Source organism: Nocardioides sp. NPDC051685 (assembly GCF_044453405.1).
Classification (GTDB): Bacteria; Actinomycetota; Actinomycetes; order Propionibacteriales; family Nocardioidaceae; genus Nocardioides.
Genome location: NZ_JBITCR010000001.1, coordinates 636,639 through 662,995, shown reverse-complemented (window position 1 = coordinate 662,995; position 26,357 = coordinate 636,639). Strand labels below are relative to the sequence as shown.

Sequence of the window (26,357 nt, the reverse complement as noted above, 5' to 3'; positions counted from 1 at the left end):
TGTTATTCGTCGCTCTCCGGCCAGACCCGGTCGAGGCCCCAGCCGACGATCGAGATGATGATGCCGCCGAGGACCGCCGCCCAGAATCCGTCGACGTGGAAACCCACCCCGGTCGGGCCGAGGATCCACGCGGTCAGGCCGAGCATCGCCGCGTTGATCACCAGCAGGAGCAGGCCCAGGGTGAGCAGGATGAACGGGAACGCGACGAACTTCAGGATCGGCTTCACGAACGCGGACACGATGCCGAGCACGAGGGCGACGATCAGCAGCGGGAGCAGCTTCTGCTTGATCTCGTCCATGCCGCTGGTCGGGCCGTCGAAGTAGATCCCGCCGACGAGCCAGGTCGCCACGGCCAGAGCGATGGCGTTGGTGATGAGCCAGGTCACGATGCGCATGTCGCTGAGTGTGGCAGGGTGCGCGCGACATACGTAAGAGGCGTGCGGCAGGTGTGGCGACCGTGTTACCGCTCGTCACTTCTCCAGGCGGAGCGCCTTGCAGATGTCGTGGGCCGCGTCGGACAGGTGCTTCTGCAGGAATCGCTCGGCGTCATGGATACGGTCGGCGTCGAGGAGACGGACCAGTGCGGCGTGGTCCTCGGCCTGGTCGTGGGCGTTGCGGCGGATGCGGTCGACCTGGGCGAGCGAGAGCTTGAGCTCGAGGACCAGGTGCTCCTGCATCGCGACCAGCCGCGGTGAGCCGGTGAGCGCCACGAGCGAGAGATGGAACGCGAGGTGGCGCTCGTTGAGCTCACGGTAGGTTGCGCGCTCGGAGTGCACGGCCGAGATGTACGCGTCCAGCGACTCGTGCACGGCCCGGCGGGTCTCGGCGGAAGCCTGGAGCCAGTTGCGGACCCCGGCCCCCTCGAGCACCCAGCGGGCGGCACACACGTCGCGGACCGAAGCGGCCTCGGGGGTGGCGACGGCGACGCCCTTGTTCGGGGCGCGGGTGGCCAGGCCCTCGGCGACCAGGATGGTGAGAGCCTCACGGACGGTGGAGCGGCCGACGCCCAGCGACTCGGCAAGGCCGTGCTCGCGGAGCGGGGTGCCGGACTCCAGCTCGCCCTCGAACACCGCCCGGCGGAGCTCGTCGGCGACGCGGTCGACCGTCGATGCGGGTTCGTCCAGGGTGAGCGACTCGAACATCTCTGATTGCTTCGGGCTCCGCTTCAGCATGAACCCATTGTCCTATCTGCGTCGGCTTCCGGTGATGACCGTTCGTGCTCTAACCTAACGGCACAGGATTGTCTGACAATCAGTCAATCAGGCAATCCGACGATAAGACCTGAGAGGGGTACGAGTGAGCACTTCGCTGAGCTGGGGCCGTCACTACCTGATGACCGAGCCGACGCACTACCGCATCGACTACGCCATCAACCCGTTCATGGACACCGAGATCCAGCCGGATCCCGTCCGTGCTCGCGCGCAGTGGGACACCCTGAAGGCGACCATCGAGGAGCTCGGCGGCCGCGTCGACGTCATCGCGCCGCGCGAGGACAGCCCCGACATGGTCTACGCGATGAACCTCGGCTTCGCGGCCACCCTCCCCGATGTGGCGGACAGCCGCCGTCACGTGCTCCTCTCCCACATGCGCTTCCCCGAGCGCCGCAACGAGACCCGCTCCGCGGTCGAGTGGTTCGCTGCGAACGGGTGGGGGACGGCGTACGTCGGCAAGGACGGTGTCGGCCCCACCTTCGAGGCGGGCGACGTCTTCCCGTTCGCCGGCCACCTGGTCGCCGGCACCGGGCCGCGCACCGACGAGATGGCGCTGAAGACCCTCGCGACCGAGATGAACGTGCGGGTGCTGGGCGTTCGGACGACCCACTCCGGGATGTACCACCTCGACCTGGCCTTCTGCCCGCTCGACGACCGCCGGGCGATCATCTGCCCCGACGCGCTCGCGCCGGAGTCGGCACAGGCCCTCCTCGACCTGGTCGAGGAGCCGCTGGTCATCACCGAGGAGGAGGCGCTCAGCACGTTCGCGGCCAACTCGATCGTGATCGGCCGCACCATCGTGATGCCGTCCTGCCCGGACCGCATCCGCCCGATCCTCGAGGGCTGGGGCTTCACGATCCGGATCGTCGAGATGAGCGAGCTCCACCTCGGTGGCGGGTCGGTGCGCTGCGTCACCAACCCGCTCGACATCGTGGTCGGCCGCGACGTTCCCGTGGTTTACGGGGGCGAGGTCATCCCGACCTAGGATCTCACGATATGAGCACCCCACAGCCCCGTCCCAGTGTCGCCGCCATGCCTGCGTACGTCGCGGGCAAGCCGCCGGTCGAGCGGCCCGGCCTGGTGACCTACAAGCTCTCCTCCAACGAGAACCCCTACCCGCCGCTCGACGGGGTCGTGGAGATCGCCGCCGAGGCGGCCGGGCGGGTCAACCGCTACCCCGACGCGGGTAGCACCGAGCTCTACGACGCGCTCGCGAAGGCCTACGGCGTGCCCGCCGAGGAGCTCGCCCTCTCGACCGGGGCTGTGGCGCTCATCTTCCAGCTGGTCTCGGCCTACTGCGGCCCCGAGGACGAGGTCGTCTTCGCCTGGCGCAGCTTCGAGGCCTACCCGATCGCGGTCCTCGCCGCCGGCGCGACCGCGGTGAAGGTGCCGGTCACTGCCGGTGGCGACCACGACCTCGACGCGATGGCGGCGGCCATCACGGAGCGTACGAAGGTCGTCTTCGTCTGCACGCCCAACAACCCCACCGGGACCTCGGTCACCCAGACCGAGCTCGACGCGTTCCTCGCCAAGGTGCCCGAGCACGTGCTGGTCGTGGTCGACGAGGCCTACGCCGAGTTCGTACGCATGGACGACGCCGTCGACGGCATCGCCACCTACCGCGCGCGGACCAACGTGGTGGTGCTGCGTACGTTCTCCAAGGCCTACGGGCTGGCCGGCTTCCGGGTCGGCTACGCCTTCGCGCCCGCGCCGATCGCCGCCACCCTGCGGGCGATGGCGCTGCCGTTCGGGGTCAACGTGGTCGCCCAGGCGGCCGGCGTCGCCTCGCTCGAGCGGCAGGACGAGCTGCTCGCGCGGGTCGACGAGCTGCTGGCGGAGCGGACCCGCGTGGTCGAGGGCGTCCGCGCCGCCGGCTGGGACATCCCCGACGCGCAGGGCAACTTCGTCTGGTTCGCCTTCGACTCCGGCGAACGCTGTGCCGGGTTCGCCGCGGCCGCCGACGAGGTCGGCCTGATGGTCCGCCCCTACCCGCCCGAGGGCGTACGCATCTCTATCGGCGAGCCGGAGGCCAACACCCGCCTCATCGAGCTCGCGGGTTCCTTCTCGAAGGGCTGAGCGCCGGCGCTGCCCGCCGAAACAGCAGAGGTCCAACAGCGTCGACGCTGCTGGACCTCTGCTTGTTGGGTGATGGTGGTTGCCTCTACGGCAGCGGCAGCGGCAGCTTCCCGAGGATCGAGCTGAGGAGGTCGGTCAGGATCGGACCGACGACCGGGAGGCTGTTGATGATGCCCAGCAGGCTGTCCGTGACGCCCGGGAGCGCAGGAACGCCCGGCAGCTCAGGAATGCCCGGGACCGGGAGGTCGGGAACCGGAACGTCGGGAATCGGGACATCCGGGACGGGGACGTCGGGGACGGGTACGTCCGGGACAGGCGTGTCTGCGGCCTTGTCCGGGGCGGGGCCGTCCGGAAGGTCAGGAATCCCGGGGCCCTCGGGGACGTCCGGGACGTCCGGGACGTCCGGGGTGCCAGGTACGTCCGGGGTGCCAGGTACGTCCGGCGTGTCGGGGACGTCGGGCGTGTCCGGGGTGCCGGGAACGTCCGGGGTGCCGGGAACGTCGGGCGTGCCGGGAACATCCGGGGTGTCCGGGGTGTCCGGGGTGTCAGGAACGTCAGGCGTGTCGGGCGTGCCGGGAACGTCTGGCGTGTCCGGGGTGCCGGGTACGTCCGGAGTGTCCGGAACATCCGGCGTGTCCGGAACATCCGGGGTGTCCGGAACGTCCGGGGTGCCCGGATCGTCCGGAACGTCCGGGGTGCCCGGATCGTCCGGGATCGGAGTGCCCGGAGTGCCGGGCACCGGCGGGTCGGGAATGGGTGGTGGGACCGGGCTGGCCATGACTGGTGCGGCGACCGTGGCCAGCGCGAGCCCAGCGACGACGGCGGCGATTCGAGTCCGAGAATTCACGAAATCTCCTTAGGTTGCTCTGAGGTCGTGCCGAATGCATCCTGAAGCGATTTGAAGCATTAAGTCAAGAACTTTCTTGAACTTATTGATTCCTATTCCATCGCTGCAATTGATGTCGTAAAGTCATCTGCTCGCATTCAGCTGGCTCTTGTGGACAGATGCCATGACAAACGAACTCAAGGGGGATCTTGCAGGTCAGCGGGAGACGCACCTCGGGGATAAGCCGTCGCGATATCGGTTCTCGGCGCCGATAAGACGACCCGCCTTCTACAACACCCCATGGGGTAATAGGCCGACTCTGTCGTTACGGGACCCGGCGTTTTGTCGAGATGAAATGCGTTTACCAACCAAGGGATTTCGAGCCTGTTAGAGCGCCGTCGTGGTAAACCACTTCAATTCCGATGGCTGGTCACGTCATCGGGCGCGGATCCGGGATGGCCGGCGCCGACTCCGGCGGTTCGTTACCCCTGTGCAACCTGGATCGGTCAGGCTTGGCCCATGTCGATCAAGGTTGCGCTCGAGCATCGGACCACCTACGAGTTCGCGCAGCCGGTCCGGGTCAGCCCGCACGTCGTACGCCTGCGCCCGGCGCCGCACACCCGCACCCCGATCGAGGCCTACTCGCTGTCGGTGACGCCGTCGGCGCACTTCATCAACTGGCAGCAGGACCCGTTCGGCAACTGGCTCGCGAGGCTCGTCTTCCCGGAGAAGACCGACAAGCTCGAGATCACCGTCGGGCTGGTCGCCGACATGGTGGTGATCAACCCGTTCGACTTCTTCATCGAGGAGTACGCCGAGACCTTCCCGTTCGACTACGAGCCGGAGCTGAAGGCGGACCTGGCGCCCTACCTTCGCGACGTCGAGTCGGCGACCGATGCCGATGCCTGGCGCCGCCGGCTCCCGGCGCTGCCCGAGGACGGCCTTCGCACCGTCGACTTCCTCGCCGACCTGAACCGGGCGGTCAACGCGGACGTCGCCTACTCGGTGCGGATGGAACCGGGCGTACAGACTCCCGACGAGACCCTGCGGCTCGGCATCGGCTCGTGCCGCGACTCGGCGTGGCTGCTGGTGTCGTTGCTGCGTCAGTACGGCCTCGCGGCGCGGTTCGTCTCCGGCTATCTGGTGCAGCTCGCCGCCGACCAGGAGTCGCTCGACGGCCCCTCGGGCCCGACCGAGGACTTCACCGACCTGCACGCCTGGTGCGAGGTGTTCGTCCCCGGCGCCGGATGGATCGGGCTCGACCCGACCTCGGCCCTGTTCGCGGGGGAGGGCCACATCCCGCTCTCGGCGACTCCGCACCCCTCCTCCGCGGCCCCGATCGAGGGCGCCACCGACCCGGTCGAGGTCACCTTCTCCTTCGCCAACGGGGTCACCCGCGTCCACGAGGACCCGCGGGTGACGCTGCCCTACACCGAGCAGGAGTGGGCCCGTATCGACGCGCTCGGCGAGACCGTCGACCGGCGTCTCCAGTCCGAAGGCGTCGAGCTGACGATGGGCGGCGAGCCCACCTTCGTCTCTCTCGACGACCAGACCTCCGCGCAGTGGAACACCGACGCCGACGGCCCGCACAAGCGCGAGCTCGCCGCCGACCTGGCCGAACGCCTACGCCAGGTCTACGGCCGTGGCGGCATCGTCCATCGAGGCCAGGGCAAGTGGTACCCCGGCGAACCCCTCCCGCGCTGGAACATCGACCTGCAGTGGCGTACGGACGGCGAGCCGCTGTGGAGCGACCCCACCCTGTTCGCCGACCCCTGGGCCCCCGCCGAGACGTCACCTGCGTCGGCCGAGACGTCAGCTACGCCGGCCGAGGCGTCACCCGCTGACAACTCGGCCGACCTGAGTGACGCTTCGGCAGACCGGGGTGACGCTTCGGCAGTTGGGGTTCGCATCGCCAGGATCCTCGGGCTCCCGGAGGAGCAGGTGTTCCCGGCGTACGAGGATCCGCTGGCGAAGATCGCCCAGGAGGTGCGTCAGCCCGACGGCCCGAGGCCGGACGACGCCGCGAACCGCGGGGACCTGAACGTCACCGAGCTCGACAAGGACGTCACCGAGCCCGTCGGGTGGGTGATCCCGATCAACACCAACGACGGGGTGTGGACGAGCCCGCAGTGGCGGTTCCGGCGAGGCCGGCTGGTGCTCGCCCCCGGCACCTCGGCGGTCGGGCTGCGACTGCCGCTGGACTCGATCTCCTGGCACGACCCGGAGTTCCAGGGTGAGCCGTCCTACCTGACCGCGGGAGCGCCGCTCGACCCGGAGATCCCGCAGGTCACCGTCACCGATCCCGACGAGGCGCCGACCACCGCGCTCGCGATCGAGGAGCGCGACGGGCTGGTCCATGTGTTCCTGCCGCCGACCGACCGCCTCGACGACTACGCGGCCCTGCTCCGGGTGATCGAGCAGGCCGTCACCGAGCAGGGTACGCAGGTCGTGCTCGAGGGCTACGGCCCGCCGCCCGACTCCCGCCTGGCCCGGTTGACGGTCACCCCGGACCCGGGGGTGATCGAGGTCAACGTCCAGCCGACCGCCACCTGGGCGGAGCAGCGCGAGCTGATCACGACGCTCTACGAGCAAGCCAGACAGGCCCGCCTGTCGACGGAGAAGTTCGATCTCGACGGGCTCCACACCGGAACCGGAGGCGGCAACCACCTCACGCTCGGCGGGCGGAGCCCCGAGCGCAGCCCGCTGCTGCGGCGCCCCGACCTGCTGGCCAGCCTGATCCGCTACTGGCAGCGCCACCCGTCCCTCTCCTACCTCTTCTCGGGCAGGTTCATCGGCCCGACCAGCCAGGCGCCGAGGTTCGACGAAGGGCGCCCGGAGGCGGTCTACGAGATGGAGATCGCGCTCCAGGAGGTTGCCCGGATCACCCGCGAGCACCCCGAACCCCGCCCGTGGATGATCGACCGCGCGCTGCGCCACCTGCTCACCGACCTGACCGGCAACACCCACCGCGCCGAGTTCTGCATCGACAAGCTCTACTCCCCGGACTCGTCAAGGGGTCGTCTCGGCCTCCTGGAGCTCCGCGGGTTCGAGATGCCGCCGCACCCGCAGATGGCCCTCCTCCAGTCGCTCCTGGTCAGGAGCCTGGTCGCCTGGTTCTGGGAGGAGCCGTACGAGGCGCCCCTGGTCCGCCACGGAAGTGCCCTCCACGAGGACTTCCTGCTCCCGCAGGGGTGCCTGCGCGACATCGAGGACGTCGTGGCCGACCTGCGCCGCCACGGCATCCCGTTCGAGTCGCAGTGGCTGGCGGCGTACGCGGAGTTCCGGTTCCCGCGGATCGGGCTCGCGCGCGTAGGAGACATCGAGCTCGAGCTGCGCCAGGCGATCGAGCCGTGGAACGTGCTCGGCGAGGAGGTGACCGGGTCGGGGACGGCACGCTACGTCGACTCCTCGGTCGAACGGGTCCAGATCTCGACGAGAGGAATCGACCTCGACCGGCACCTGGTGACGTGTCAGGGTGTTCCGGTGCCGCTCACCCCCACCTCCGTCCCGGACACCCACTATGCGGGCGTCCGGTTCAAGGCCTGGAGTCCGTGGTCCAGCCTGCACCCGAGCATCGATGTCCAGGCGCCCCTCCACTTCGACGTCGTCGACATCGCCTCCGAGACCAGCCTCGGCGGCGCGACCTACCACGTCGTGCACCCCGGCGGCCGCAACTACGACCACCCGCCGGTGAACGCCAACGAGGCCGAGGCGCGGCGCGCGAGCAGGTTCGAGGCGCGCGGCCACACCTCCGGCCGCCTGGACGTCGCGGAGATGCGCGAGCGCGCGGCCCGTGCCACCACCCCGGACAACTCGCACACCCTGGACCTGCGACGGGCGGTGCGGTGACCGTCCTTCGCGAGTACGCCGACGCCCTCGGCGTCCTCGACGCGTCCGACCAGCCCTACGACGAGGTCATCGGGCCCGACGGCACCCTGCGCCCCGCGTGGAAGCCGATGGCCGAGACGGCCGTCTCGATCACGCCGGCCACGCTGAGCCGGATCGGCCACGACGTCGAGCGGTTCCTCGCCGACGACGGGGTCACTTACCTGCGTCCCGGCGCCAAGCCCGAACCGTGGCGGCTCGACCCGGTCCCGCTCGTCATCGATCCGGCGCAGTGGCGCATCCTCGAGGTCGGGCTGGCCCAGCGTGCCGAGCTGCTCAACGCGATCCTCGTCGACCTCTACGGTCCGCAGCGCCTCCTCCAGGACGGAATCGTCCCGGCGGCGGTGATCTTCGGGCATCAGGGCTTCCACCGTGTCGTCGCCCGGGCCAGCAACCACGACCCGCGCCCGCTCGTCCTGGCCGCCACCGACCTCGGCCGCACGCCCGACGGCGAGTGGCGGGTGCTCGCCGACCGCACCCAGGCCCCCTCCGGGATCGGCTACGCGATGGAGAACCGCCGGGTGATCAGCCGGGTCCTCCCCGAGCTCCACCGTGACGCCGGGCTGCACCGGATGGAGCCCTACTTCGCCGCCCTCCGCTCGGCCCTCCTCGAGTCCGCCCCCGGCGACCAGGCCGACCCCCGGGTCGTCGTCCTGTCCCCGGGAACCCACTCCGAGACCGCCTACGACCAGGCATTTCTCGCCTCGACCCTGGGTTTCCCGCTGGTCCAGGGCGCCGACCTGACCGTCCGCAACGGCGAGGTCCTCATGCGTGGCCACGGCGACCGGCTGGAGCGGGTCGACGTGATCCTGCGCCGGGTCGACGCGACCTGGTCCGACCCGCTCGAGCTCCGCGGCGACAGCCAGCTCGGCGTCGCCGGCCTGATCGAGGCCGTACGCCGCGGCAACGTGCGCGTGGTCAACGGGTTCGGGGCCGGCGTACTCGAGAACCCGGGGCTCGTGCCCTATCTCCCCGCGGCCTGCGAGGCCCTGCTCGGGGAGCCGTTGCGGCTCGCGTCGCTCGGCACCTGGTGGTGCGGCGACCAGGCCCAGCGCGCGGAGGTCGAGCGGCGGCTGGATGCCGAAGACCTGGTGGTTCGGACGCTCGAGGGCGCCATCGTCACCGGGACCCCTGAGGAGCTGCGCGCCAGGATCGCCGCCGACCCCTACCGCTACGTCGGCCAGGAGCGGATCACGCTCTCCCAGGCCCCGACCTGGGCCGAGGGACACGGCGCGGTCGGCCGGCCGCTGACGCTGCGTACGTTCTCGCTCCGCTACGGCTCGGCCTACCGCCCGCTGGTCGGCGGCCTGGCCTCGATCCGCGCCGACGAGACCGGGCTGCCGCCGTGCAGCAAGGACGTCTGGGTGCTCAAGGAGTCGCCGCAGATGGCCGACCAGGGCCTGGCCGACGTGCTCCCGATGACCCACACCCGATCGGTCACGGTGCTCGTCCCACGAGCCCTCGAGGACATGTACTGGTCCGGCCGCTACGCGGAGCGCGCCGAGGACCTCATCCGGCTCATCCTGGCCACGCACGTGCTCGCCGAGGACTTCAGGACCAGGCCGCGTACGTCCGGCGGGATCAGCCTCGAGGTGATGCTGAGCGCGCTCGACCGGCTGGCCGGGCACGGCAGGCCGGATGGCGATATCGATGCCGAGTTCCGCTCGATGCTGCTGGACGCCGACCGGCCGGGGTCGGCGGCGCAGTCGCTGGCCGCCATGCGGCAGGCCTTCAGCGGCGTACGCGACCAGCTCAGCCCCGACATGTGGCGGATCTTCTCCTCGACAGACCGTGCGGCCGAGGAGCTCCGGGTCAGCCCGCACTCGCTGCAGATCGCCGAGTCGGGAGCCGAGATGCTGCACGGCATCCTCGCGATGCAGGGGATCGTGGCGAGCATGATCCGCGACGAGGGCTACCACTCGATCCGGCTGGGCCGGTTCCTGGAGCGCGCGATGCAGATCTGCCAGCTGCTGCGCGCCACCACGACCGTACGTCGCGGCCTCGAGGTCGACCGCGCGGTGCTCAACGCGGTGCTCGCCTCCGCCGAGTCGGCCGTCACCCACCGCCGCCGCTACCGGGGCTACGTACGCACCGGCGGAGTGCTCGACCTGCTGATCATGGACCGCGACAACCCCCGCTCGCTGGCCTTCTGCCTCAACGAGCTGCGGCTCCACCTCACCCAGCTCCCCGGCTCGACCGGCTCCTCCCGCCCCGAGCGGCTCCTCGACGACATCACCGACATGCTGGACCGCACCGAGGTCGCCGGCCTCGTCGCCATCGGCGGCGTCGGCCGCCCCAACCTGGAGTCCTTCCTCGACCAGGTCCACGCCCAGCTCAACCGCCTCGCCGACGCCATCAGCGACGTCCACTTCGCCACCGGCCCCGCCCCCCAGCCCCTCAACGCCCTCCCGGCGCAATCGGTCACTTGAGCAAGAACACGGCCGTCACCACGAGCGGGCGGCTGAGAGCCCGGCGATGCTCCAACAATTGCAGTAGCGACGACTACACGGGCTCCGTAACGTGGTGACCTCGTCAGGATGCGTGCCGCACAAAACCGCGACATTCTCGGGCAAACTCACTTCAAACGGGGAGATTCAAGTGAATTTGGTACATGCAGCGGCGTGCGTCGCTGCCATCGCCGTCACAGGGTGTCTGGCACTGGCGCCGGCGGCCAACGCCGCAACTCCGGCCAGCCCGTCGTCCGAAGGTCTGGAGGACCCGGATCCGGTACGTGCGGTTGAGCAGCCGGCGGGACATAAGCACGACATCGTGAAGGCGCTGCTCGCGCACGGCGTGTCCGCCAAGCGCGCAGCAGCAATCGCGGACGACGATATCGCGGGCGAGGCGTTGCTGGCTGCAGCGGCTGTGCCGGTGTGTGTGACGGCGACGTACTCGAACCCGGCTGGGCCTTATCAGAACGTCAAGGTCAAGAACGACTGCGCGACCAGCACACGGGTAAAGGTCCTCTGGGCCTTCGCCACAGACAGCGCTTGTCACAAGGTCGCCGCCGGTTCCTCGTGGACCGACCGCCATCTCAACCAGACTGGTCCGGATCGCTGGGACGGGGTCGCGTCGTGCTGAGGCTGATCGGGCGGGTCGCCACGGCGCTCGTTGTCATGGTGTCGATGTGGGCAGCCACCTCCGTGCCGGCCAATGCCCAAGCGACGGACGCCGTCAATGGATGCGGAGCGTCGCCCATTGACAGCGAGTCGGCCTACGTGCCCTCAAGTGTGAGGAAGCACAGGCTCTGGAGGGTTAGGACAACTAGGGAAGGCTATGTCGCGATCAAGTGCGGGAACGGCTCGACCTGGGGTGCCGTGCACGTAGAGTTGAAGCACGAAGTGCCCAACTGGACGGATGCTCTGACGTGTATCCAGAAGACGATCAACCGAGGAGCAGCCTCGGACGGCGAGAACGACAAGAGGAAATACACATACCGAATCGGGGGCGCGAGCATCGTTGTCGTAGTAGGGGAAAACGGTGTCGTGACCGCCTACCCGAGAGGTACGGATGTCGTGAGGAAGTGGCAACTTTGCTCCGCACCCTAGGTTGGTGGCATGGGCAGCTCGTCTGATCACCTGCAGGAGTCGTTCCCTCCTTCTCCGCGGGGTCGCCGGGTCGTCTGGGTGGGGAACCGTCCTCCCATCGAAGGTGGTCCGCTGGCGCTGCCTGGGGTTGTCATGGATGACCTGCCAGACGGCTGGACGTTCGTCTCGTGGCTCGACAAGGACGGTTGGTACTGCCCTGACGCGGTCTACGAGGCGAAGAACCTCCGAGTGATCTCCGATGCGGATTTCGAGGACCTGGTGCGGATCACCCGCGACAGCCCCGGCTGGAACGGGATTCCGCACGATGAGGTCGGTGAGCCGGAACCTTCACCGTTTCACGTCGGTGACCTGGTCCAGTGGGTTGGTCCGGTGCTCGAGGATGACGACTGGGACCCGTACTACGGTCCCTGGCGCCAGGGGCAGGTCGTCCCGTGGCAACAGGGGCAGACGGCGTACAACTATGCGTCTGGGCTGACCCGTCACCATCCGGGGCGGATCGTCGAGGTCCGCGGTCTCGTCCGTGCACCGCGAGTGCGGTGGATCGACAAGGACGGCGAGTTCGACGGGCGAGCCTCCGTGAACCACAGCGACCTGGAAGTGATCGACGAGATAGAAGCCCAGCGCCTCGCAACGCGACTCCGCCAGTCGGACTGGCCAGGATTCGTCGTGGTGCATGAGGAGTCCCTTTAAGCGCTGCATGAGTGGGCGAAAGCGGCAGTCCGGGGCGTGTCTCGGCAGCCGCTTTCGCCCACTCGTGGCAGTCGGGGGCCGGATACGATGCCGCGGGTGAGATACCGGGTCAGCCACACGACGACGTACTCCTATGACGAGGATGTCACCAACTCGTTCGGCATCGCCCATGTGACTCCGAAAGAGCTGCCGCACCAGCACGTCGAGACCACCGACGTACGTATCTCCCCGGCGCCCGCGGACCAGTCGAGCGACGTCGACTTCTACGGCAACACGGTGACGTACTTCCAGGTCCTCGAGCCGCACCAGCTGCTCGAGATCACGGCGATCTCCGAGGTCGACGTCAGCACACCGGTCTATGACGAGACGAGCTTCGAGCAGCCGTGGGAGCGGGCGCGGCCGCTGGTCGAGCCGAACCTCCCCGGCGCCTGGCGAGCGGCCGACCTGACGGTGGCATCACCGCTCGTGGAGCACACCCAGGAGGCGTACGACTTCGGCTCGGTCTCCCTGACCGAACAACGCGGGCTCGTGGAGGCGGCGGAGGATCTGATGCACCGGATCCACACCGGGTTCGACTACGACGACACCGCCACGACGGTCACCTCGACGATCCCGGAGATCTTCGAGGCCCAGGGTGGCGTCTGCCAGGATTTCGCTCACCTGATGTTGGCCTGTTTTCGAGCGCACGGGCTCGCGGCCCGCTATGTTTCCGGCTACCTCGCCACCACCCCTCCGCCGGGGAAGCCGCGGCTCGTCGGAGCCGATGCCTCCCATGCCTGGGTGGAGGTGTGGGTCCCTTGCCTCAGCGGTGCGGGGACGGGCCGGTGGCTCGCCCTCGACCCGACGAACGACACCAGGGCCGACGAGCGCTACGTGAGCGTGGCCTGGGGTCGTGACTATGCCGATGTACCTCCTGTGAAGGGGGTCATCTACACCGAAGCCACCACCTCGACCTTGACCGTCTCGGTCGATGTGGCCCCCGACCAGCAGGAGTGAAGTTACGGTGTTGCTCGTGGGACAGCCTCCGCGGCGGGCGAGCATCGTGACCCGCGGCAGCCGCTGGCGTCGCGGAGTACGCATCTCCGGAGTGCTGGTTGCGGTCGCGGCTCTTGCCGCGCTCTCGCTCTGGTGGCTCGCGCGGGACTCAGGCCCCACCGAGGTCACCCGAGACTTCCTGGAGACGACCTCCGTCGCGACGCTCTACGAGCTCGCGTCCGACGAAGGCGACGAGGTCCTTCGCGGCGGTGGGGCCAATGACATGGTCCGGGCCGCGGAGGGGAAGCGGACCTACGCTGACCCCAGCCCCCAGCAGCTGACCAGGACCCTCGTCTACCAGGACGCGGTCGTCGAGGGCACCCGAGCCTACGTCCCGGTGCGGATCTCGTACGAAGCCGAGGACGGCGGCACCGTTCCGGACGACGGGCTGGTCGTCTGGCTGGCCAAGGTGGGTGACCAATGGCGCGTCACCGACTGGAAGGTCATGTCCAGCAGCGGATGATGGGTGCATGAACGCGTTCACCTGTCGGGAGTGCGGCAACCGTCTCTATTTCGAGAACTCGGCGTGCGTCTCGTGCGGCACCCGGCTCGCCTACTCCCGCGAGGAGCGCGAGATCGTCCCGGTCTCGCCCGAGGGTCGCTACGTCGACGCCGACGGCTACATCTGGTGGGTCTGCGCCAACACCCTGGACACCGGATGCACCTGGCTGGCTCGGATCGAGGGCGGGATCTGCTTCTCCTGCGAGCTGACCCGGACCCGGCCCAACGACGCCGCGCCGGAGTTCGTCCAGCAGCAGTACTCCCTCGCTGAACAGGCGAAACGTCACCTCGTGGTCGAGCTCGACGCGCTCGGTCTGGACGTACGCACCAAGGCCGAGGACCCCGCCGAGGGGCTCACCTTCGACCTGCTCGCCAGCGACGGCATCGCCTCCACCCCGGACGTGGTCATCGGGCACGACGGCGGCGTGATCACCATCGACCTCGCCGAGTCCGACGACGCCTATCGCGAGCATGTCCGGGCGACGCTCGACGAGCCCTACCGCACCCTGCTCGGCCACTTCCGGCACGAGGTCGGCCACTACTACGAGTGGCAGCTGGTCCGCGGGCCCGAGCTGATGGCGCGGTGCACCGAGGTCTTCGGCGACGAGTCGGTCTCCTACGAGGAGTCGCTCCAGCGTCACTACTCGGAAGGACCGCCCGCCGGCTGGACCGAGAGCTACATCTCGACCTATGCCACCATGCACCCCTTCGAGGACTTCGCCGAGACCTGGGCCCACTACATGCACATCCGTGACACGCTCGGGTCCGCGGCAGCGTACGGTCTCGCCGCCCCGGTGCCCGCCGAGATGCCTTTCCGGCAGGTCGTCACCGACATCTGGGTGCCGCTCTCGGCCGCGCTGAACGTGATCAACCGGTCCATGGGCCACGACGACCTCTACCCCTTCGTCATCCCGCCCGCGGTCCTGGACAAGCTCGACTTCGTCGCCTCCCTGGTGCGCGACCCGGGCTGAGCCGCGGGCCGATTCACAGGGACGGCGTCTATCGGCACTCTATGCTTCGAAGCATGACCGGAACCGACGTCGTGCCAGGCGCCAAGGAGCGTGCCCGCCCCGAGTCGGAACGGCTGTGGACGTCTGCGACGGTGATCACGTTCGTACGCACCATCGCCTCGGTGGTGCTGGCGGCGAGCGCCGCCCACCAGGAGAGCCTGAAGCTCCTCGTCATCGCCCTGGTCGTCTACTGGGCCGGAGACAGCCTCGACGGGGCGGTCGCCCGGTGGCGCGACGAGGAGACACGGATCGGCGGCGTGCTCGACATCTTCTCCGACCGTCTCTGCGCGGCGGCGTTCTACGTCGGGCTCGCGTTTCTGCAGCCGGACCTGTCGCCGGCGATCTTCGTCTACCTTGCGGAGTTCATGGTGATCGACTGCTTCCTGTCGATCTCCTACCTGGCCTGGCCGATCAAGAGTCCGAACTACTTCTACGTCATCGACCGGACGCTGTGGCGGTGGAACTGGTCCCACCCGGGCAAGGCGGTCAACTCGGGGCTCTTCGCGATCCTGCTGCTGGTCACCGGCTGGATGTGGGTGGGTCTGGCGATCGCCACGGCCCTGCTGATCATGAAGTGCGTCTCGCTGGGACGGCTCCTCAAGATCGGCCTGCCCGTGCCGCGATGAAGCTTCTGATCGGCACGCTCTTCTTCTGTCTCGGCTCCGCGCTCATCCCGGTGATGAACGCCGAGGCGTACCTGGCCGTCGTCGCCCAGAACTCCGACTGGTGGCCGGCGCTGCTCGGGTTCGTCGCCGGGCTCGGCCAGACCGGCGGCAAGGTGGTCTGGTACTACGCCGGTCGTGGATCCACCAAGATCCCCTGGATCAGGAAGAAGCTCGAGTCGCCCAAGTGGCAGGACTCCTACGACCGTTGGTACGCCCGGACCTCGGGCCGCCCGGCCCTGGCGGCCGCACTCCTGGCCGCGTCGGGCCTCTCCGGGTTTCCGCCGCTCGCGGTGATGGCCGTGCTCTTCGGCGCGCTGCGGTTCAACCTGCTGATCTTCACGCTCACGGTGCTCGTCTCCCGTGCGCTGCGGTTCTGGTTGATCCTGGAGGCCGCCGGCCTTGCCTGGCGGTTCCTCTGAGACGTTCACGTTTCAATCACACCGTAGGGTGAACCCATGCAGGAGAAGGCGACGTACGTACAACCGGGCAGCGAGTTCAACCGGGACATGAACTACATCCCGGACCGGATCACCCGAGACGGCCGGAAGCCGGAGTTCGGGCCGAGCGACGTGCCGTTGTGGCCGGTAGAACCGGGCCGCTACCGGCTGGTCGCGGCCGCGGCCTGCCCGTGGGCGAACCGGGCGATCATCGTCCGCAACCTGCTCGGGCTCGAGGACGTCATCTCCCTCGGCCTCGCCGGGCCGACGCACGACGCCCGGTCCTGGACCTTCGACCTCGACCCCGGCGGTGTCGACCCGGTGCTCGGGATCGAGCGGCTGCAGCAGGCCTACTTCAAGCGTTACCCGGACTATCCGCGCGGCATCACGGTGCCGGCGATCGTCGAGGAGGCCTCCGGCAAGGTCGTCACCAACGACTTCCCGTGGATCACCCACGACTTCTTCCACGAGTGGAGCGACTTCTTCGGCGACGACGCGCCCGACCTGTGGCCGCGGGCGCTCCGCGAGGAGATGGACGAGGTCGACAAGCGGGTCTTCACCGAGGTCAACAACGGGGTTTACCGCTGTGGCTTCGCCGGCTCCCAGGAGGCGTACGACGCGGCGTACTCACGTCTCTTCGCTGCCCTCGACTGGCTCGAGGAGCGGCTCTCGCGGCAGCGCTATCTGGTCGGTGACCAGCTCACCGAGTCCGACATCCGGCTCTTCACGACGCTCGCCCGCTTCGACGCGGTCTACCACGGTCACTTCAAGTGCAACCGGCAGAAGCTCGTCGAGTTCCCCTCGCTGTGGGCCTATGCGCGCGACCTCTACCAGACGCCCGGGATCGGCGAGACCCTCGACTTCGACCAGATCAAGCAGCACTACTACATCGTCCACGCCGACCTGAACCCCACGCAGATCGTCCCCGCCGGCCCCGACCTCTCGGGCTGGGACGAGCCCCACGGGCGCGAGTCGCTCGGCTGAAGGACGCGTTTCTTCCGGCCGCCTCGGAGCACGCCCAGCGAAGTTCCGCGCCTCTTGACACGGGCGACGCGCGTCACCAGAATCATCAGGAATCCTGTCAATCGGGAATTCTGTCGAAGGAGCTGTCTCGTGCGCCTCACTCGTTCGTTGACCGTCGCCGCCGCGGTATGCGCCGCTCTGGTCCCCTCATCCCCGCTCGGCCCGGCCGTCGCTGCCGACACCGCATCCACCACGCTCACCGGGTCGCTGCCCAACGGCACGACCTGGCAGGCCGAGGTGCCCGAGGACTGGGACGGCACGACCGTCCTGTTCTCCCACGGCTTCCGGATGGGCTCGGAGAATCCCGCCTGGGACACCGGCTTCGCGCCGACGGCCCAGGCGCTGGTCGACCGTGGCACGGCGGTCGTCGCCTCGTCGTACGCCACGACCGGCTGGGCCCTCGGCACCGCCGTGCAGGACCAGATCGACGCGCTGGCCGCCTTCGAGGCGCGAGCCGGGGACTCGGACCGGGTGATCGCGATGGGCCGGTCGATGGGTGGCCTGGTCACCAGCCTGATCGCCGAGCGTCCCGACGCGGGCGTGGATGCGGCCGTCAGCACCTGCGGTCTGGTCGGTGGCGGCGTCGCCCTCAACAACTACCAGCTCGACGCCGCGTACGCGGCAGTGCGACTGCTCGCGCCGGAGGCAGACGTCCCGCTGGTCGGGTTCACCTCGCCCGAGGAGGCGCAGGCGACCGTCGACACCATCGCGAAGGCGCTCGACGAGGCGGCCGACAGCCCGCAGGGACGCGCCCGCGTTGCGCTGGTCGCCGCGTTGCTCAACACTCCGACCGAGCTGCCGGGCGTCGACCAGAGCGATCCCGAGGAGCTCGCCGCGGCTCAGGCCGAGCTGGTTCGCTCGACGCTGCCTGAGGTGATCCGGCGGCGCAGCGCCATCGTCAACGCGGCCGGGGGCGACAGTGGCTGGACCGCCGGCGTCGACTACCAGCACCTGCTGCGCCAGTCGGCCCAGCAGGATCAGGTCCAGGCGCTCTATCGCGGCGCCGGCCTGAACCTGGGCGCCGACCTGCGCCGGCTCACTGAAACCGCCGACATCGAGCCCGACCCGGCCGGCCTCAGCTGGATGAGCCGGACCTCGGTGCCGACGGGCGACCTGCAGGTGCCGGTGCTCGCGACCCACACCCTCGTCGACGTCCTGGCGCCGGTGGAGTACCAGGAGGAGTACGCCGAGACGATCAGGGAGGCCGGCAGGTCCTCGCTGCTGCGCCAGGCCTACGTCGACGCCGTCGGTCACTGCGCCTTCAACGTCGCGGAGAACCTCGCCGCGGTCGAGGCCGTCGAGCACCGGCTCGACACCGGGCGCTGGGGGATCGCCGCCACCGCGGAGGCGCTCGACGCCGCCGCCGAGGAGCACGGCGAGGGCCGCTACGTACGCTTCCGGCCGGCCGAGTTCGTGAACGACCGCACCTGGGGAACCGTGGACTGACGGCCGCCCTGATCCGGGTATTCGCACTCACTTGAGCCCCTTCCCTCACCCCGGGCGAGTACCGTTTGGCTATGCCGATATGCCATGGATCACAAGTCCGTGATCGGCATAGCCAGCGGTGGCAACCCCACCCCGTGTGAAGGAAGCGTGATGACTGAATTTCTGGATCCGAGTCCCAGCCACACCGACATGGTGCAGCTGCTGAACCCCGAGGGAGAACGGGTCTCGCACCCGGACTTCGAGTTCTCACCCGACCGACCTGAGGACGAGGCCGTACGCGGCTTCTACCGCGACATGGTGCTGACCCGCCGCCTCGACGTCGAGGCCACCGCGCTCCAGCGCCACGGCGAGCTGGGCCTGTGGGCGCAGCTGCTGGGTCAGGAGGCGGCGCAGATCGGCGCGGCCCGCGCGCTCGCACCCCAGGACTTCGTCTTCCCGACCTACCGCGAGCACGGCGTGGCCTGGTGCCGCGGCGTCGACCCGATGCAGCTGCTCGGGCTCTTCCGGGGCACCGACCAGGGTGGCTGGGACCCTGCCGAGCACAACTTCGGGCTCTACACGATCGTCATCGGCGCCCAGACGCTGCACGCGACCGGCTATGCGATGGGTGTGCAGATGGACGGCCTCGTCGGCACCGGCGACCCGACCCGTGACACCGCGGTCGTGGCCCACTTCGGCGACGGCGCCTCCTCGCAGGGCGACGTCAACGAGGCGATGGTCTTCGCCGCCTCCTACAACGCGCCGGTCGTCTTCTTCTGCCAGAACAACCAGTGGGCCATCTCCGAGCCGGTCGAGCAGATGGTCAAGGTGCCGCTCTACAAGCGCGCCCAGGGCTTCGGCTTCCCCGGCATCCGGGTGGACGGCAACGACGTGCTGGCGACGTACGAGGTGATGAAGTCGGCGCTCAAGCGGGCCCGGGAGGGTGGCGGGCCGACGATGATCGAGGCCTACACCTACCGGATGGGCGCACACACGACCACCGACGACCCGACCCGCTACCGGCTCTCCGACGAGGTCGAGGCGTGGAAGCTCAAGGACCCGATCGCCCGGGTGGAGGCCTACCTTCGCCGCGGCGGCGGCGCCTCGACCTCCTTCTTCGCGAAGGTGGAGGCCGAGGCCGAGGAGTTCGGCGAGCGACTGCGTGCCGGCATCCATGACCTGCCCGAGCCTGATCCCGTACGCCTCTTCGACAACGTCTACACCGAGCTGCCCGAGGAGCTTCGCGAGCAGCGTGACGGCTACGCGGCGTACCTCTCCTCCTTCGAGCACGAGGTGGCATCCCGATGAAGATGACGCTGGCGAAAGCGCTCAATGCCGGGCTCCGGCGGGCGATGGAGGACGACGACAAGGTCGTCCTGATGGGTGAGGACATCGGCCGGCTCGGCGGTGTCTTCCGGATCACCGACGGGCTGCAGAAGGACTTCGGCGAGGCGCGGGTGATCGACACCCCGTTGGCGGAGTCGGGGATCGTCGGCACGGCGGTCGGGCTGGCGCTGCGGGGCTACCGGCCGGTGGTGGAGATCCAGTTCGACGGGTTCGTCTACCCGGCCTACGACCAGATCGTCTCGCAGGTGGCCAAGTTCCACTATCGAAGCGGTGGGCGGGTCGCGATGCCGATGGTCATCCGGATCCCGTTCGGCGGCGGCATCGGGGCGGTGGAGCATCACAGCGAGTCGCCCGAGGCGCAGTTCGCGCACACGCCCGGCCTCAAGGTGGTGGCCTGCTCGGACCCGGTCGACGCCTACTGGATGATCCAGCAGGCGATCGCGCATCCGGACCCGGTCATCTTCCTGGAGCCGAAGCGGCTCTACCACTCGACGAAGGCCGAGATCGACGTCGACGCTACGCCTGGTCCGCTGTTCGCCTCCCGGGTGACGCGCCCCGGCACCGACCTGACCGTGCTGGCCTACGGGCCCACCATGAAGACCGCGCTGACCGCCGCCGAGGCGGCCGCGGGGGAGGGCAAGTCGCTCGAGGTGATCGACCTGCGCACGCTCTCGCCGCTCGACATGGCCCCCGTCTACGAGTCGGTGCGGCGTACCGGTCGCGCGGTCGTCGTCCACGAGGCCCACGTCAACCTCGGTCTCGGCGCCGAGCTCGCCGCCCGGATCACCGAGCAGTGCTTCCACTCCCTGGAGGCGCCGGTGCTCCGCGTGGGTGGGTTCGACACGCCCTACCCGCCGGCGAGGGCGGAGCAGTACTTCCTCCCCGACCTCGACCGGGTCCTCGACGCCGTCGACAGGAGCCTCGCATGGTGACCTCCGAGTTCAAGCTGCCCGACGTCGGCGAGGGCCTCACCGAGGCCGAGATCGTCGAGTGGCACGTCGCCGTCGGCGACGTCATCAAGGTCAACGACCCTGTCTGCGACATCGAGACCGCCAAGTCGGTCGTCGAGCTTCCTTCCCCGTATGCGGGGGTCGTCCAGGAGCTCCTCGTCGAGGTCGGCACCGAGGTCCAGGTCGGCACCCCGATCATCCGCATCGGCGACTCCGTCGAGGCGTCGGCCGCGCCTGCCGAGGCGTCGGCCGCGCCTGCCGAGGCGTCGGCCCCGTCGCCCGAAGCGTCGGCCCCGTCGCCCGAGGCGTCGGCCCCGTCGCCCGAGGCGTCGGCCCCGTTGTCCGAGGCGTCAGTCCCGTCGTCCGAGACGGCAGCTCCCGAGCCGGAGACCGAGCAGCCGCTGACGCTGGTCGGCTACGGCTCCAAGGAAGACGCAGTCGTACGCCGCACCCGCACCGTCTCCGCGCCGGCCGCCGCCGCGGGCACCGGTGTGCTGGCCAAGCCGACCGCCCGGAAGCTGGCGCGCGACCTGGGTGTGGACCTGGCGACCGTCACTCCTGAGCGCGACGATGGCGTGATCACCACGGCCGACCTGGAGGCTCTGGCGAACGCTCCGGCCCCGTCGAGGGAGTCGGCGGCGCCGGTCGGGGGCGAGCGTCGCGAGCCGATCAAGGGCCTGCGCAAGCAGATGGGCCAGGCGATGGTCGACTCGGCGTTCACGCTGCCGCACGTGACCGTCTGGACGACGGTCGACGTGACCCGTACCTCCGAGCTGGTTGCCGGCCTCAAGGTCAACCGCGACTTCGCCGAGATCCGGGTCAGCCCGCTGCTGATCGTGGCCAAGGCGACGCTGCTGGCGATGCGACGTACCCCGATCATCAACACCTGGTGGGACGAGGCCGCGCAGGAGATCGTCTTCAAGGACTACGTCAACCTCGGCATCGCCGCGGCGACCCCCAGAGGTCTCCAGGTGCCGAACATGAAGGGCGCCGACCGGATGTCCCTGGTCGAGCTTGGTGCCGCGATCAACGAGCTCACTGCGACCGCTCGCACCGGCAAGACCCCGCCGGCCGACCAGACCGGCGGGACGTTCACGATCACCAACATCGGTCCGTTCGGCATCGACGGCGGTGCCCCGATCATCAACCCGGGCGAGTCCGCGATCCTCTCCGTCGGCGCGATCAAGCGTCAGCCCTGGGTGGTCGGCGAAGGTGATGACGAGCACATCGTCCCCCGCGACGTCTGCACCCTCGCGCTGAGCTTCGACCACCGCCACATCGACGGCGAGGCCGGCTCCCGCTTTCTCGCCGACGTGGCCCGCGTGGTTTCCGACCCGGCCACCGGGTTGCTCTTCTAGCCAGGGATACGACGGGGAGTTCGACAGGGGTTACCTGGCGGTAACCCCTGTCGAACTCCCCGTCGTACGTCCTGCATGTTCGACAACCGATCCACAGGTCGGCAATTCGCTACCCGGTGGGGCATCAGACCTGGGACGATCCTCAGGCTCGCGGTGACGCGGGCCTGAGATCTTCTGGAGGCGGGAATGGTGCTCCTGACGGGGCGCACGCTGCTTGCCGGGATCGTCGCGATGGTCGCCTCGGCGACCGTACTCGTGGCGAGTCCCGCGAGCGCGGCGACAACATCCACCGGCGTACGTTGCACGATCGTCGGTACGTCCGGCGGTGATGTCCTGAAGGGCACCTCGCGCCGCGACGTCATCTGCGGTCGCGGTGGCGGCGACATCATCTACGCCAAGGGCGGTGACGATCTCGTCGATGCCGGATCGGGCGGCGATCACATCTATGCGAGCTATGGAGCCGACCGCGTGCTCGCCGGGAGCGGCGAGGACTGGATCCACGGTGGCGGCGGTCCGGACAGCCTCAACGGAGGCACCGGGCAGGACAACATCTGGGGCGAGGACGGCGGTGACGTCATCTCCGGTGGCGACCACTTCGACGTGATCTCCGGCGGGGCAGGGGCCGACCGCATCTACGGAGGCGCCGCCGGCGACAGCATCAGCGGTGGGACGAGCGGGGACACCATCTCCGGAGGCGCAGGATCTGACTCCATCAGCGGTGGTGACGGCAACGACTCGATCTCCGGTGGTGACGGCAACGACCGGATCGCCGGCAACGACGGCGACGACCAGCTCCACGGGAACAACCACCTGGACACCGTCAACGGGGGCTCCGGCCGCGACAGGCTCTGGGGCGAGAGCGGCGACGACACCCTCAACGGTGGCGACGGCGACGACACGCTGTCCGGCGGGACCGGGCTGGACGACGTCCACGGCAACGCCGGCACCAACACCTGCTACTACGACATCTACGACTACCTCTATGGATGCTTCCGCGACGCCACCGCGCCGGTGGTCGTCGAGGCTTCCCTGTCCCCGACGACGATCAACTCGGACTCCGGCGACACGAAGGTCCGGGTGCGGGTTCACGTGAAGGACGATCTTCGCGTTGCCCGGGTTCAGGGGTGGGTCACCGGACTCGCCGATGACAATCCGGCGCAGCTCTACACCAACTTCATGCCGATGGTCTCCGGCGGTGTACGCGACGGCTGGTGGCAGGCGTACGTCACCGTGCCCAGGTGGACGCCCGGGGGCAAGCTTTCGCTCCAGGCGATCGCGACGGACACTTCTGGGCGTACCACCGACAAGTTCGACATGGCCTCGACGCAGGTGACCAGCACCAACCCGGACACGGCGCCCCCGGTGGTGAAGCTGAAGAGCCTGAGCGCGACGTCCGTCGACGTGCGTACCGGGGTCAAGACCATCAAGGCGGTGCTGTCGGTGACGGACCGGATCGGCGTGACCGAGATGAGCGGGCTGACATCCCTGAGCGTGTGCTTTGGCCGCACGATGGACGGCGACTTCATCTGTGGCGCCGACCCGGTGCGTACGGCCGGCACCATCTATGCCGGTGAGTGGACCGTGAGTCTGACGGTCCCGAAGGGAACCCCGACCGGCGTGTATGACCTCGAGGTCTACGCGGCAGACCGCATCTCGGTCGTGGAGCGCTACTACGGCCCGCACCTCTACCAGGAGTGGGTCGACACCTATCCGAGCTCGATGCATCCGGAGCAGGAGCTGCCCGGCGCGACGTTCAAGGTCACCGGTTCCTGACCGCCGAGACGTCAGCTGCGTCGGCCGAGTGGGCACCTCCATGCCCACTCGGCCGACGTACGTGACGCCTCGGCAGGGTTCAGCCGATGTCGCGGGTGCGGAACCACCCCCAGGCACTCAGGAGCACCGCGGCGGTGAGGGCGGTCAGGGTGAGTTCGGGGGCCCACGTGAACGACTCGGTGGGCATCTGCGGGATGTGCGAGTACGGCGAGATGCCGATGAACCAGCCGGGCGCCTCGAGGAGCTCGCCGACGAGGGTGATCACGAGGCAGAGCGCGGGGAGCGCGTAGCCGAGGCTCGAGCGCCGCAGCGCCAGCAGACCGGCAGCGAGAGCCGAGGTCAGCCAGACCGCCGGTGCCCAGGCCAGGGCCGCGGGCACGATCTGGTCGGGATGCGAGCCGTCGGCCGAGCCCGCCGCTCCGTAGCCGATCCACATGAACAGGCCGGCCAGGAACAGCAGCCACAGAGCGCCGGCGAAGGCCACGAGCACGGCCGACCAGTACCAGCGAGACCGTGAGGTCGCGGTGGCGAGCACCGTCTCGGCACGCCCGTCGGACTCGTCCGAGCCGGCGTGGGAGATGACCGAGATCGCGAAGAAGGTGATCACGATCGCCACGATCGAGAGGACGGCCGCGACCATGGTGTCGGCCATCGCTCCCTCGCCGCCGAGCCGCTGCAGCATCTCCTGTGCGCTCTCGCTGTCCAGCAAGTCACCGAAGCCCGGAACGATCGCGCCGAAGACCGCACCCAGGGCCGCGATCGCGAGCGACCATGTGATGAGCGCCGACGCGTTCAGACGCAGGCAGAGGGCGAGCGCGTCCGCCAGGCGGGGCGATCCGACGGCAGGCCCCGGCCGTGCCGCGATCATCCCGGAGCCGAGGTCGCGGTGACCGTGCAGGACACGCGCGACCGCGACGAGCACGGCAGCCAGGCCGATATAGAGGAGCAGCATCCACCAGCGTGGCTCGGACCAGGCGCGGAGCTGGGTGTTCCAGCCGAACGGCGTGAGCCAGGAGAGCCAGGACACCGAGGTGTCGCCGATGGCGCGAAGGACGTACAGGACGCCGATCGCGCCGGCAGTCAGGGAGGCGCAGGTGCGCGCGCTCGCCGAGAGCTGCGAGGTCACCGCGGTGATCCCGGCCGCGACCAGGCCGATGCCCGTCCAGGTCGCGCCGAAGGCGATGGATCCGGTCGCGGGCAGCCCGCCACCGATCGAGGCGAGGGCCGCGAGGACGCCGACCAGGAGCGAGACACCGGTGGCCTCGACCAGGGCGGACGCGGTCGGCGCCTCGGCACCCACCGCGGTGCCGCCCACGAGCTCGAGCCGGCCGCTCTCCTCCTCGACGCGGGTGTGGCGGCGTACGAGGACGACGAGGAGGACGGCGACGAAGATCGCGTAGAGGACCGTCATCTTCGTCATGGCCAGCTCGCCGAGGCTGTGGACGTCGAGGATCGGGCCGTAGAGCGCGACGGTCGCGCCGCTGGCGTTGAGTCCCTCGGCCGTGTGCACCCGCTCGGCCTCGGATGCGTAGAACGACTTGGTGCCCGCGGCGGACGCATAGACCATCAGGGTCAGGACGGCCATCCACACCGGGATGATGACCCGGTCACGGCGCAGGGCCGTGCGGGTGAGCAGCGCGGTGCCGGAGTACGCGCTCATCGTGTCGCCCCCTCGGTCTGGTAGGCGTCGAGGAAGAGCTCCTCGAGGCTCGGCGGGCTCGAGTTGAGGGACCGGACGCCTGCGGCACTCAGGACGGCGAGCAGGGTCGGGAGGCCGTCTGGGTCGACCGTGCAGGTGATGTTCTCGCCGTCGATGATCACATCGTGGATGCCGGGACCGGCCAGCTCCGGGACCGCCCCGTTGACCTGCGCTGTCACCTTCGAGCGCCGCAGGTGGCGCAGCGATTCCAAGGTGCCGGTCTCGACCGTCCGGCCATCCCGGATGATGGTGACCCGGTCGGCCAGCCGCTCCACCTCGGACAAGATGTGCGAGGAGAGGAGCACGGTCGCGCCGCGCCCCTTGTGCTCGGCCACGCACTCGTTGAAGACCTGTTCCATCAGCGGGTCCAGGCCCGAGGTCGGCTCGTCGAGGATGAGCAGCTCCGGGTCTGCGGCGAAGGCCGCGACCAGAGCCACCTTCTGCCGGTTGCCCTTGGAGTAGGCGCGGCCCTTCTTGGTCGGGTCGAGCTGGAAGCGCTCCAAGAGCTCGGCACGACGGGTGTCCTTCGGGTCCACGTCGCGAAGCCGCAGTAGCAGGTCGATGATCTCGCCACCGGAGAGGTTGGGCCACAGCGCGACATCGCCCGGGACGTACGCAAGGCGCTTGTGGATCGTGACGGCGTCACGCCAGGGGTCGAGCCCGAAGACACGGGTCTCGCCGCCGTCGACGCGCAGCAGGCCGAGCAGCGCTCGCAGGGTCGTCGACTTGCCGGCGCCGTTCGGGCCGAGGAATCCGTGCACCTCGCCGGGCTGCACGATCAGGTCCAGCCCGTCGAGCGCGAGGAACTTCCCGAAGTGCTTGGTCAGACCCGCGACCTTGACCGCGGGGATGTTGTCGGACATGGAAACTCGCTTCAGCGCATGTGGGATGTATGAGG

Annotated in this window: 23 protein-coding genes; 18 read left to right on the top strand and 5 right to left on the bottom strand. The window is 69.2% G+C overall.

Annotation, left to right across the window (positions count from 1 at the left end; genetic code table 11):
* Nucleotides 1-2: 2 nt before the first annotated feature.
* Nucleotides 3-395, bottom strand: a complete 393-nt coding sequence (locus ACIA03_RS03220) for a phage holin family protein (protein WP_396979174.1) — start codon at nucleotides 393-395, stop codon at nucleotides 3-5.
* 75 nt (nucleotides 396-470) lie between these two features.
* On the bottom strand, nucleotides 471-1,172 hold the full coding sequence (locus ACIA03_RS03215) for a GntR family transcriptional regulator (RefSeq protein WP_396979172.1): 702 nt from the start codon (nucleotides 1,170-1,172) through the stop codon (nucleotides 471-473).
* A gap of 124 nt (nucleotides 1,173-1,296) precedes the next feature.
* Between ACIA03_RS03215 and ACIA03_RS03210 the strand changes: the two genes are divergently transcribed.
* Together ACIA03_RS03210 and hisC are read left to right on the top strand one after the other, a co-directional pair.
* Nucleotides 1,297-2,196, top strand: a complete 900-nt coding sequence (locus ACIA03_RS03210; RefSeq protein ID WP_396979170.1) for a dimethylarginine dimethylaminohydrolase family protein — start codon at nucleotides 1,297-1,299, stop codon at nucleotides 2,194-2,196.
* 11 nt (nucleotides 2,197-2,207) lie between these two features.
* Complete coding sequence (hisC, locus tag ACIA03_RS03205; RefSeq protein WP_396979168.1) at nucleotides 2,208-3,287, top strand: histidinol-phosphate transaminase; 1,080 nt, start codon at nucleotides 2,208-2,210, stop codon at nucleotides 3,285-3,287.
* An 85-nt stretch (nucleotides 3,288-3,372) separates the two neighbouring features.
* Here the strand turns inward: hisC and ACIA03_RS03200 are convergent, their stop codons facing one another.
* The gene (locus ACIA03_RS03200; RefSeq protein ID WP_396979166.1) at nucleotides 3,373-4,134 is read right to left on the bottom strand and encodes a hypothetical protein; all 762 of its coding nucleotides are present in this window, start codon (nucleotides 4,132-4,134) and stop codon (nucleotides 3,373-3,375) included.
* Nucleotides 4,135-4,632: 498 nt separating this feature from the next.
* Between ACIA03_RS03200 and ACIA03_RS03195 the strand changes: the two genes are divergently transcribed.
* From ACIA03_RS03195 to ACIA03_RS03120, 16 genes are all read left to right on the top strand, one after another.
* The gene (locus tag ACIA03_RS03195) at nucleotides 4,633-7,962 is read left to right on the top strand and encodes a DUF2126 domain-containing protein (protein WP_396979164.1); all 3,330 of its coding nucleotides are present in this window, start codon (nucleotides 4,633-4,635) and stop codon (nucleotides 7,960-7,962) included.
* Nucleotides 7,959-10,427, top strand: coding sequence for a circularly permuted type 2 ATP-grasp protein (locus ACIA03_RS03190; protein ID WP_396979163.1), 2,469 nt, complete (start codon nucleotides 7,959-7,961; stop codon nucleotides 10,425-10,427). The genes ACIA03_RS03195 and ACIA03_RS03190 overlap by 4 nt, the downstream gene beginning before the upstream one ends.
* 112 nt (nucleotides 10,428-10,539) lie before the next feature.
* Entirely contained in the window at nucleotides 10,540-11,079 is a 540-nt protein-coding gene (locus ACIA03_RS03185) for a hypothetical protein (protein WP_396979161.1), read from the top strand.
* Nucleotides 11,073-11,546: a hypothetical protein gene (locus tag ACIA03_RS03180; RefSeq protein ID WP_396979159.1), complete on the top strand. Its 474-nt coding sequence runs from the start codon at nucleotides 11,073-11,075 to the stop codon at nucleotides 11,544-11,546. Before ACIA03_RS03185 ends, ACIA03_RS03180 begins: the two co-directional genes overlap by 7 nt.
* 132 nt (nucleotides 11,547-11,678) lie before the next feature.
* On the top strand, nucleotides 11,679-12,236 hold the full coding sequence (locus tag ACIA03_RS03175; RefSeq protein WP_396979157.1) for a hypothetical protein: 558 nt from the start codon (nucleotides 11,679-11,681) through the stop codon (nucleotides 12,234-12,236).
* A gap of 96 nt (nucleotides 12,237-12,332) precedes the next feature.
* Complete coding sequence (locus ACIA03_RS03170; RefSeq protein ID WP_396979155.1) at nucleotides 12,333-13,232, top strand: transglutaminase N-terminal domain-containing protein; 900 nt, start codon at nucleotides 12,333-12,335, stop codon at nucleotides 13,230-13,232.
* A 16-nt stretch (nucleotides 13,233-13,248) separates the two neighbouring features.
* Nucleotides 13,249-13,734 (top strand): hypothetical protein, encoded by a 486-nt coding sequence (locus ACIA03_RS03165; protein ID WP_396979153.1) that lies wholly within the window; start codon nucleotides 13,249-13,251, stop codon nucleotides 13,732-13,734.
* Nucleotides 13,735-13,741: 7 nt separating this feature from the next.
* Nucleotides 13,742-14,743, top strand: a complete 1,002-nt coding sequence (locus ACIA03_RS03160) for a putative zinc-binding metallopeptidase (RefSeq protein WP_396979151.1) — start codon at nucleotides 13,742-13,744, stop codon at nucleotides 14,741-14,743.
* A gap of 53 nt (nucleotides 14,744-14,796) precedes the next feature.
* Nucleotides 14,797-15,408 carry a CDP-alcohol phosphatidyltransferase family protein gene (locus ACIA03_RS03155; protein WP_396979149.1) on the top strand — a complete coding sequence of 204 codons (612 nt, stop codon included), beginning with the start codon at nucleotides 14,797-14,799 and terminating at the stop codon, nucleotides 15,406-15,408.
* Nucleotides 15,405-15,866 (top strand): hypothetical protein, encoded by a 462-nt coding sequence (locus tag ACIA03_RS03150; RefSeq protein ID WP_396979147.1) that lies wholly within the window; start codon nucleotides 15,405-15,407, stop codon nucleotides 15,864-15,866. The genes ACIA03_RS03155 and ACIA03_RS03150 overlap by 4 nt, the downstream gene beginning before the upstream one ends.
* A gap of 36 nt (nucleotides 15,867-15,902) precedes the next feature.
* Nucleotides 15,903-16,868 carry a glutathione S-transferase family protein gene (locus ACIA03_RS03145; protein ID WP_396979145.1) on the top strand — a complete coding sequence of 322 codons (966 nt, stop codon included), beginning with the start codon at nucleotides 15,903-15,905 and terminating at the stop codon, nucleotides 16,866-16,868.
* Nucleotides 16,869-16,997: 129 nt separating this feature from the next.
* On the top strand, nucleotides 16,998-18,353 hold the full coding sequence (locus tag ACIA03_RS03140; protein ID WP_396979143.1) for an alpha/beta hydrolase family protein: 1,356 nt from the start codon (nucleotides 16,998-17,000) through the stop codon (nucleotides 18,351-18,353).
* 150 nt (nucleotides 18,354-18,503) lie between these two features.
* Nucleotides 18,504-19,640 carry a pyruvate dehydrogenase (acetyl-transferring) E1 component subunit alpha gene (gene pdhA, locus ACIA03_RS03135; RefSeq protein WP_396979141.1) on the top strand — a complete coding sequence of 379 codons (1,137 nt, stop codon included), beginning with the start codon at nucleotides 18,504-18,506 and terminating at the stop codon, nucleotides 19,638-19,640.
* A complete protein-coding gene (locus ACIA03_RS03130; protein WP_396979139.1) occupies nucleotides 19,637-20,611 on the top strand; it encodes an alpha-ketoacid dehydrogenase subunit beta in 975 nt (324 codons plus the stop codon). The genes pdhA and ACIA03_RS03130 overlap by 4 nt, the downstream gene beginning before the upstream one ends.
* Nucleotides 20,605-21,987, top strand: coding sequence for a dihydrolipoamide acetyltransferase family protein (locus ACIA03_RS03125; protein ID WP_396979137.1), 1,383 nt, complete (start codon nucleotides 20,605-20,607; stop codon nucleotides 21,985-21,987). Before ACIA03_RS03130 ends, ACIA03_RS03125 begins: the two co-directional genes overlap by 7 nt.
* 186 nt (nucleotides 21,988-22,173) lie before the next feature.
* Nucleotides 22,174-23,760 carry a calcium-binding protein gene (locus ACIA03_RS03120; protein WP_396979135.1) on the top strand — a complete coding sequence of 529 codons (1,587 nt, stop codon included), beginning with the start codon at nucleotides 22,174-22,176 and terminating at the stop codon, nucleotides 23,758-23,760.
* A gap of 79 nt (nucleotides 23,761-23,839) precedes the next feature.
* On the opposite strand, the gene ACIA03_RS03115 is transcribed toward ACIA03_RS03120, so the two are convergent.
* On the bottom strand, nucleotides 23,840-25,420 hold the full coding sequence (locus tag ACIA03_RS03115) for an ABC transporter permease (RefSeq protein ID WP_396979133.1): 1,581 nt from the start codon (nucleotides 25,418-25,420) through the stop codon (nucleotides 23,840-23,842).
* Nucleotides 25,417-26,322, bottom strand: a complete 906-nt coding sequence (locus ACIA03_RS03110) for an ATP-binding cassette domain-containing protein (protein WP_396979131.1) — start codon at nucleotides 26,320-26,322, stop codon at nucleotides 25,417-25,419. Before ACIA03_RS03110 ends, ACIA03_RS03115 begins: the two co-directional genes overlap by 4 nt.
* Nucleotides 26,323-26,357: the final 35 nt, after the last annotated feature.

Excerpts from the sequence above, each read along its gene's own strand:
- ACIA03_RS03220 (WP_396979174.1), bottom strand. The coding sequence starts at position 395 with ATGCGCATCGTGACCTGGCTCATCACCAACGCCATCGCTCTGGCCGTG.
- ACIA03_RS03215 (WP_396979172.1), bottom strand. The coding sequence starts at position 1,172 with ATGCTGAAGCGGAGCCCGAAGCAATCAGAGATGTTCGAGTCGCTCACC.
- hisC (WP_396979168.1), top strand. The coding sequence starts at position 2,208 with ATGAGCACCCCACAGCCCCGTCCCAGTGTCGCCGCCATGCCTGCGTAC.
- ACIA03_RS03195 (WP_396979164.1), top strand. The coding sequence starts at position 4,633 with ATGTCGATCAAGGTTGCGCTCGAGCATCGGACCACCTACGAGTTCGCG.
- ACIA03_RS03175 (WP_396979157.1), top strand. The coding sequence starts at position 11,679 with ATGGATGACCTGCCAGACGGCTGGACGTTCGTCTCGTGGCTCGACAAG.
- ACIA03_RS03160 (WP_396979151.1), top strand. The coding sequence starts at position 13,742 with ATGAACGCGTTCACCTGTCGGGAGTGCGGCAACCGTCTCTATTTCGAG.
- ACIA03_RS03155 (WP_396979149.1), top strand. The coding sequence starts at position 14,797 with ATGACCGGAACCGACGTCGTGCCAGGCGCCAAGGAGCGTGCCCGCCCC.
- ACIA03_RS03150 (WP_396979147.1), top strand. The coding sequence starts at position 15,405 with ATGAAGCTTCTGATCGGCACGCTCTTCTTCTGTCTCGGCTCCGCGCTC.
- ACIA03_RS03145 (WP_396979145.1), top strand. The coding sequence starts at position 15,903 with ATGCAGGAGAAGGCGACGTACGTACAACCGGGCAGCGAGTTCAACCGG.
- pdhA (WP_396979141.1), top strand. The coding sequence starts at position 18,504 with ATGACTGAATTTCTGGATCCGAGTCCCAGCCACACCGACATGGTGCAG.
- ACIA03_RS03130 (WP_396979139.1), top strand. The coding sequence starts at position 19,637 with ATGAAGATGACGCTGGCGAAAGCGCTCAATGCCGGGCTCCGGCGGGCG.
- ACIA03_RS03125 (WP_396979137.1), top strand. The coding sequence starts at position 20,605 with ATGGTGACCTCCGAGTTCAAGCTGCCCGACGTCGGCGAGGGCCTCACC.
- ACIA03_RS03120 (WP_396979135.1), top strand. The coding sequence starts at position 22,174 with ATGGTGCTCCTGACGGGGCGCACGCTGCTTGCCGGGATCGTCGCGATG.
- ACIA03_RS03115 (WP_396979133.1), bottom strand. The coding sequence starts at position 25,420 with ATGAGCGCGTACTCCGGCACCGCGCTGCTCACCCGCACGGCCCTGCGC.
- ACIA03_RS03110 (WP_396979131.1), bottom strand. The coding sequence starts at position 26,322 with ATGTCCGACAACATCCCCGCGGTCAAGGTCGCGGGTCTGACCAAGCAC.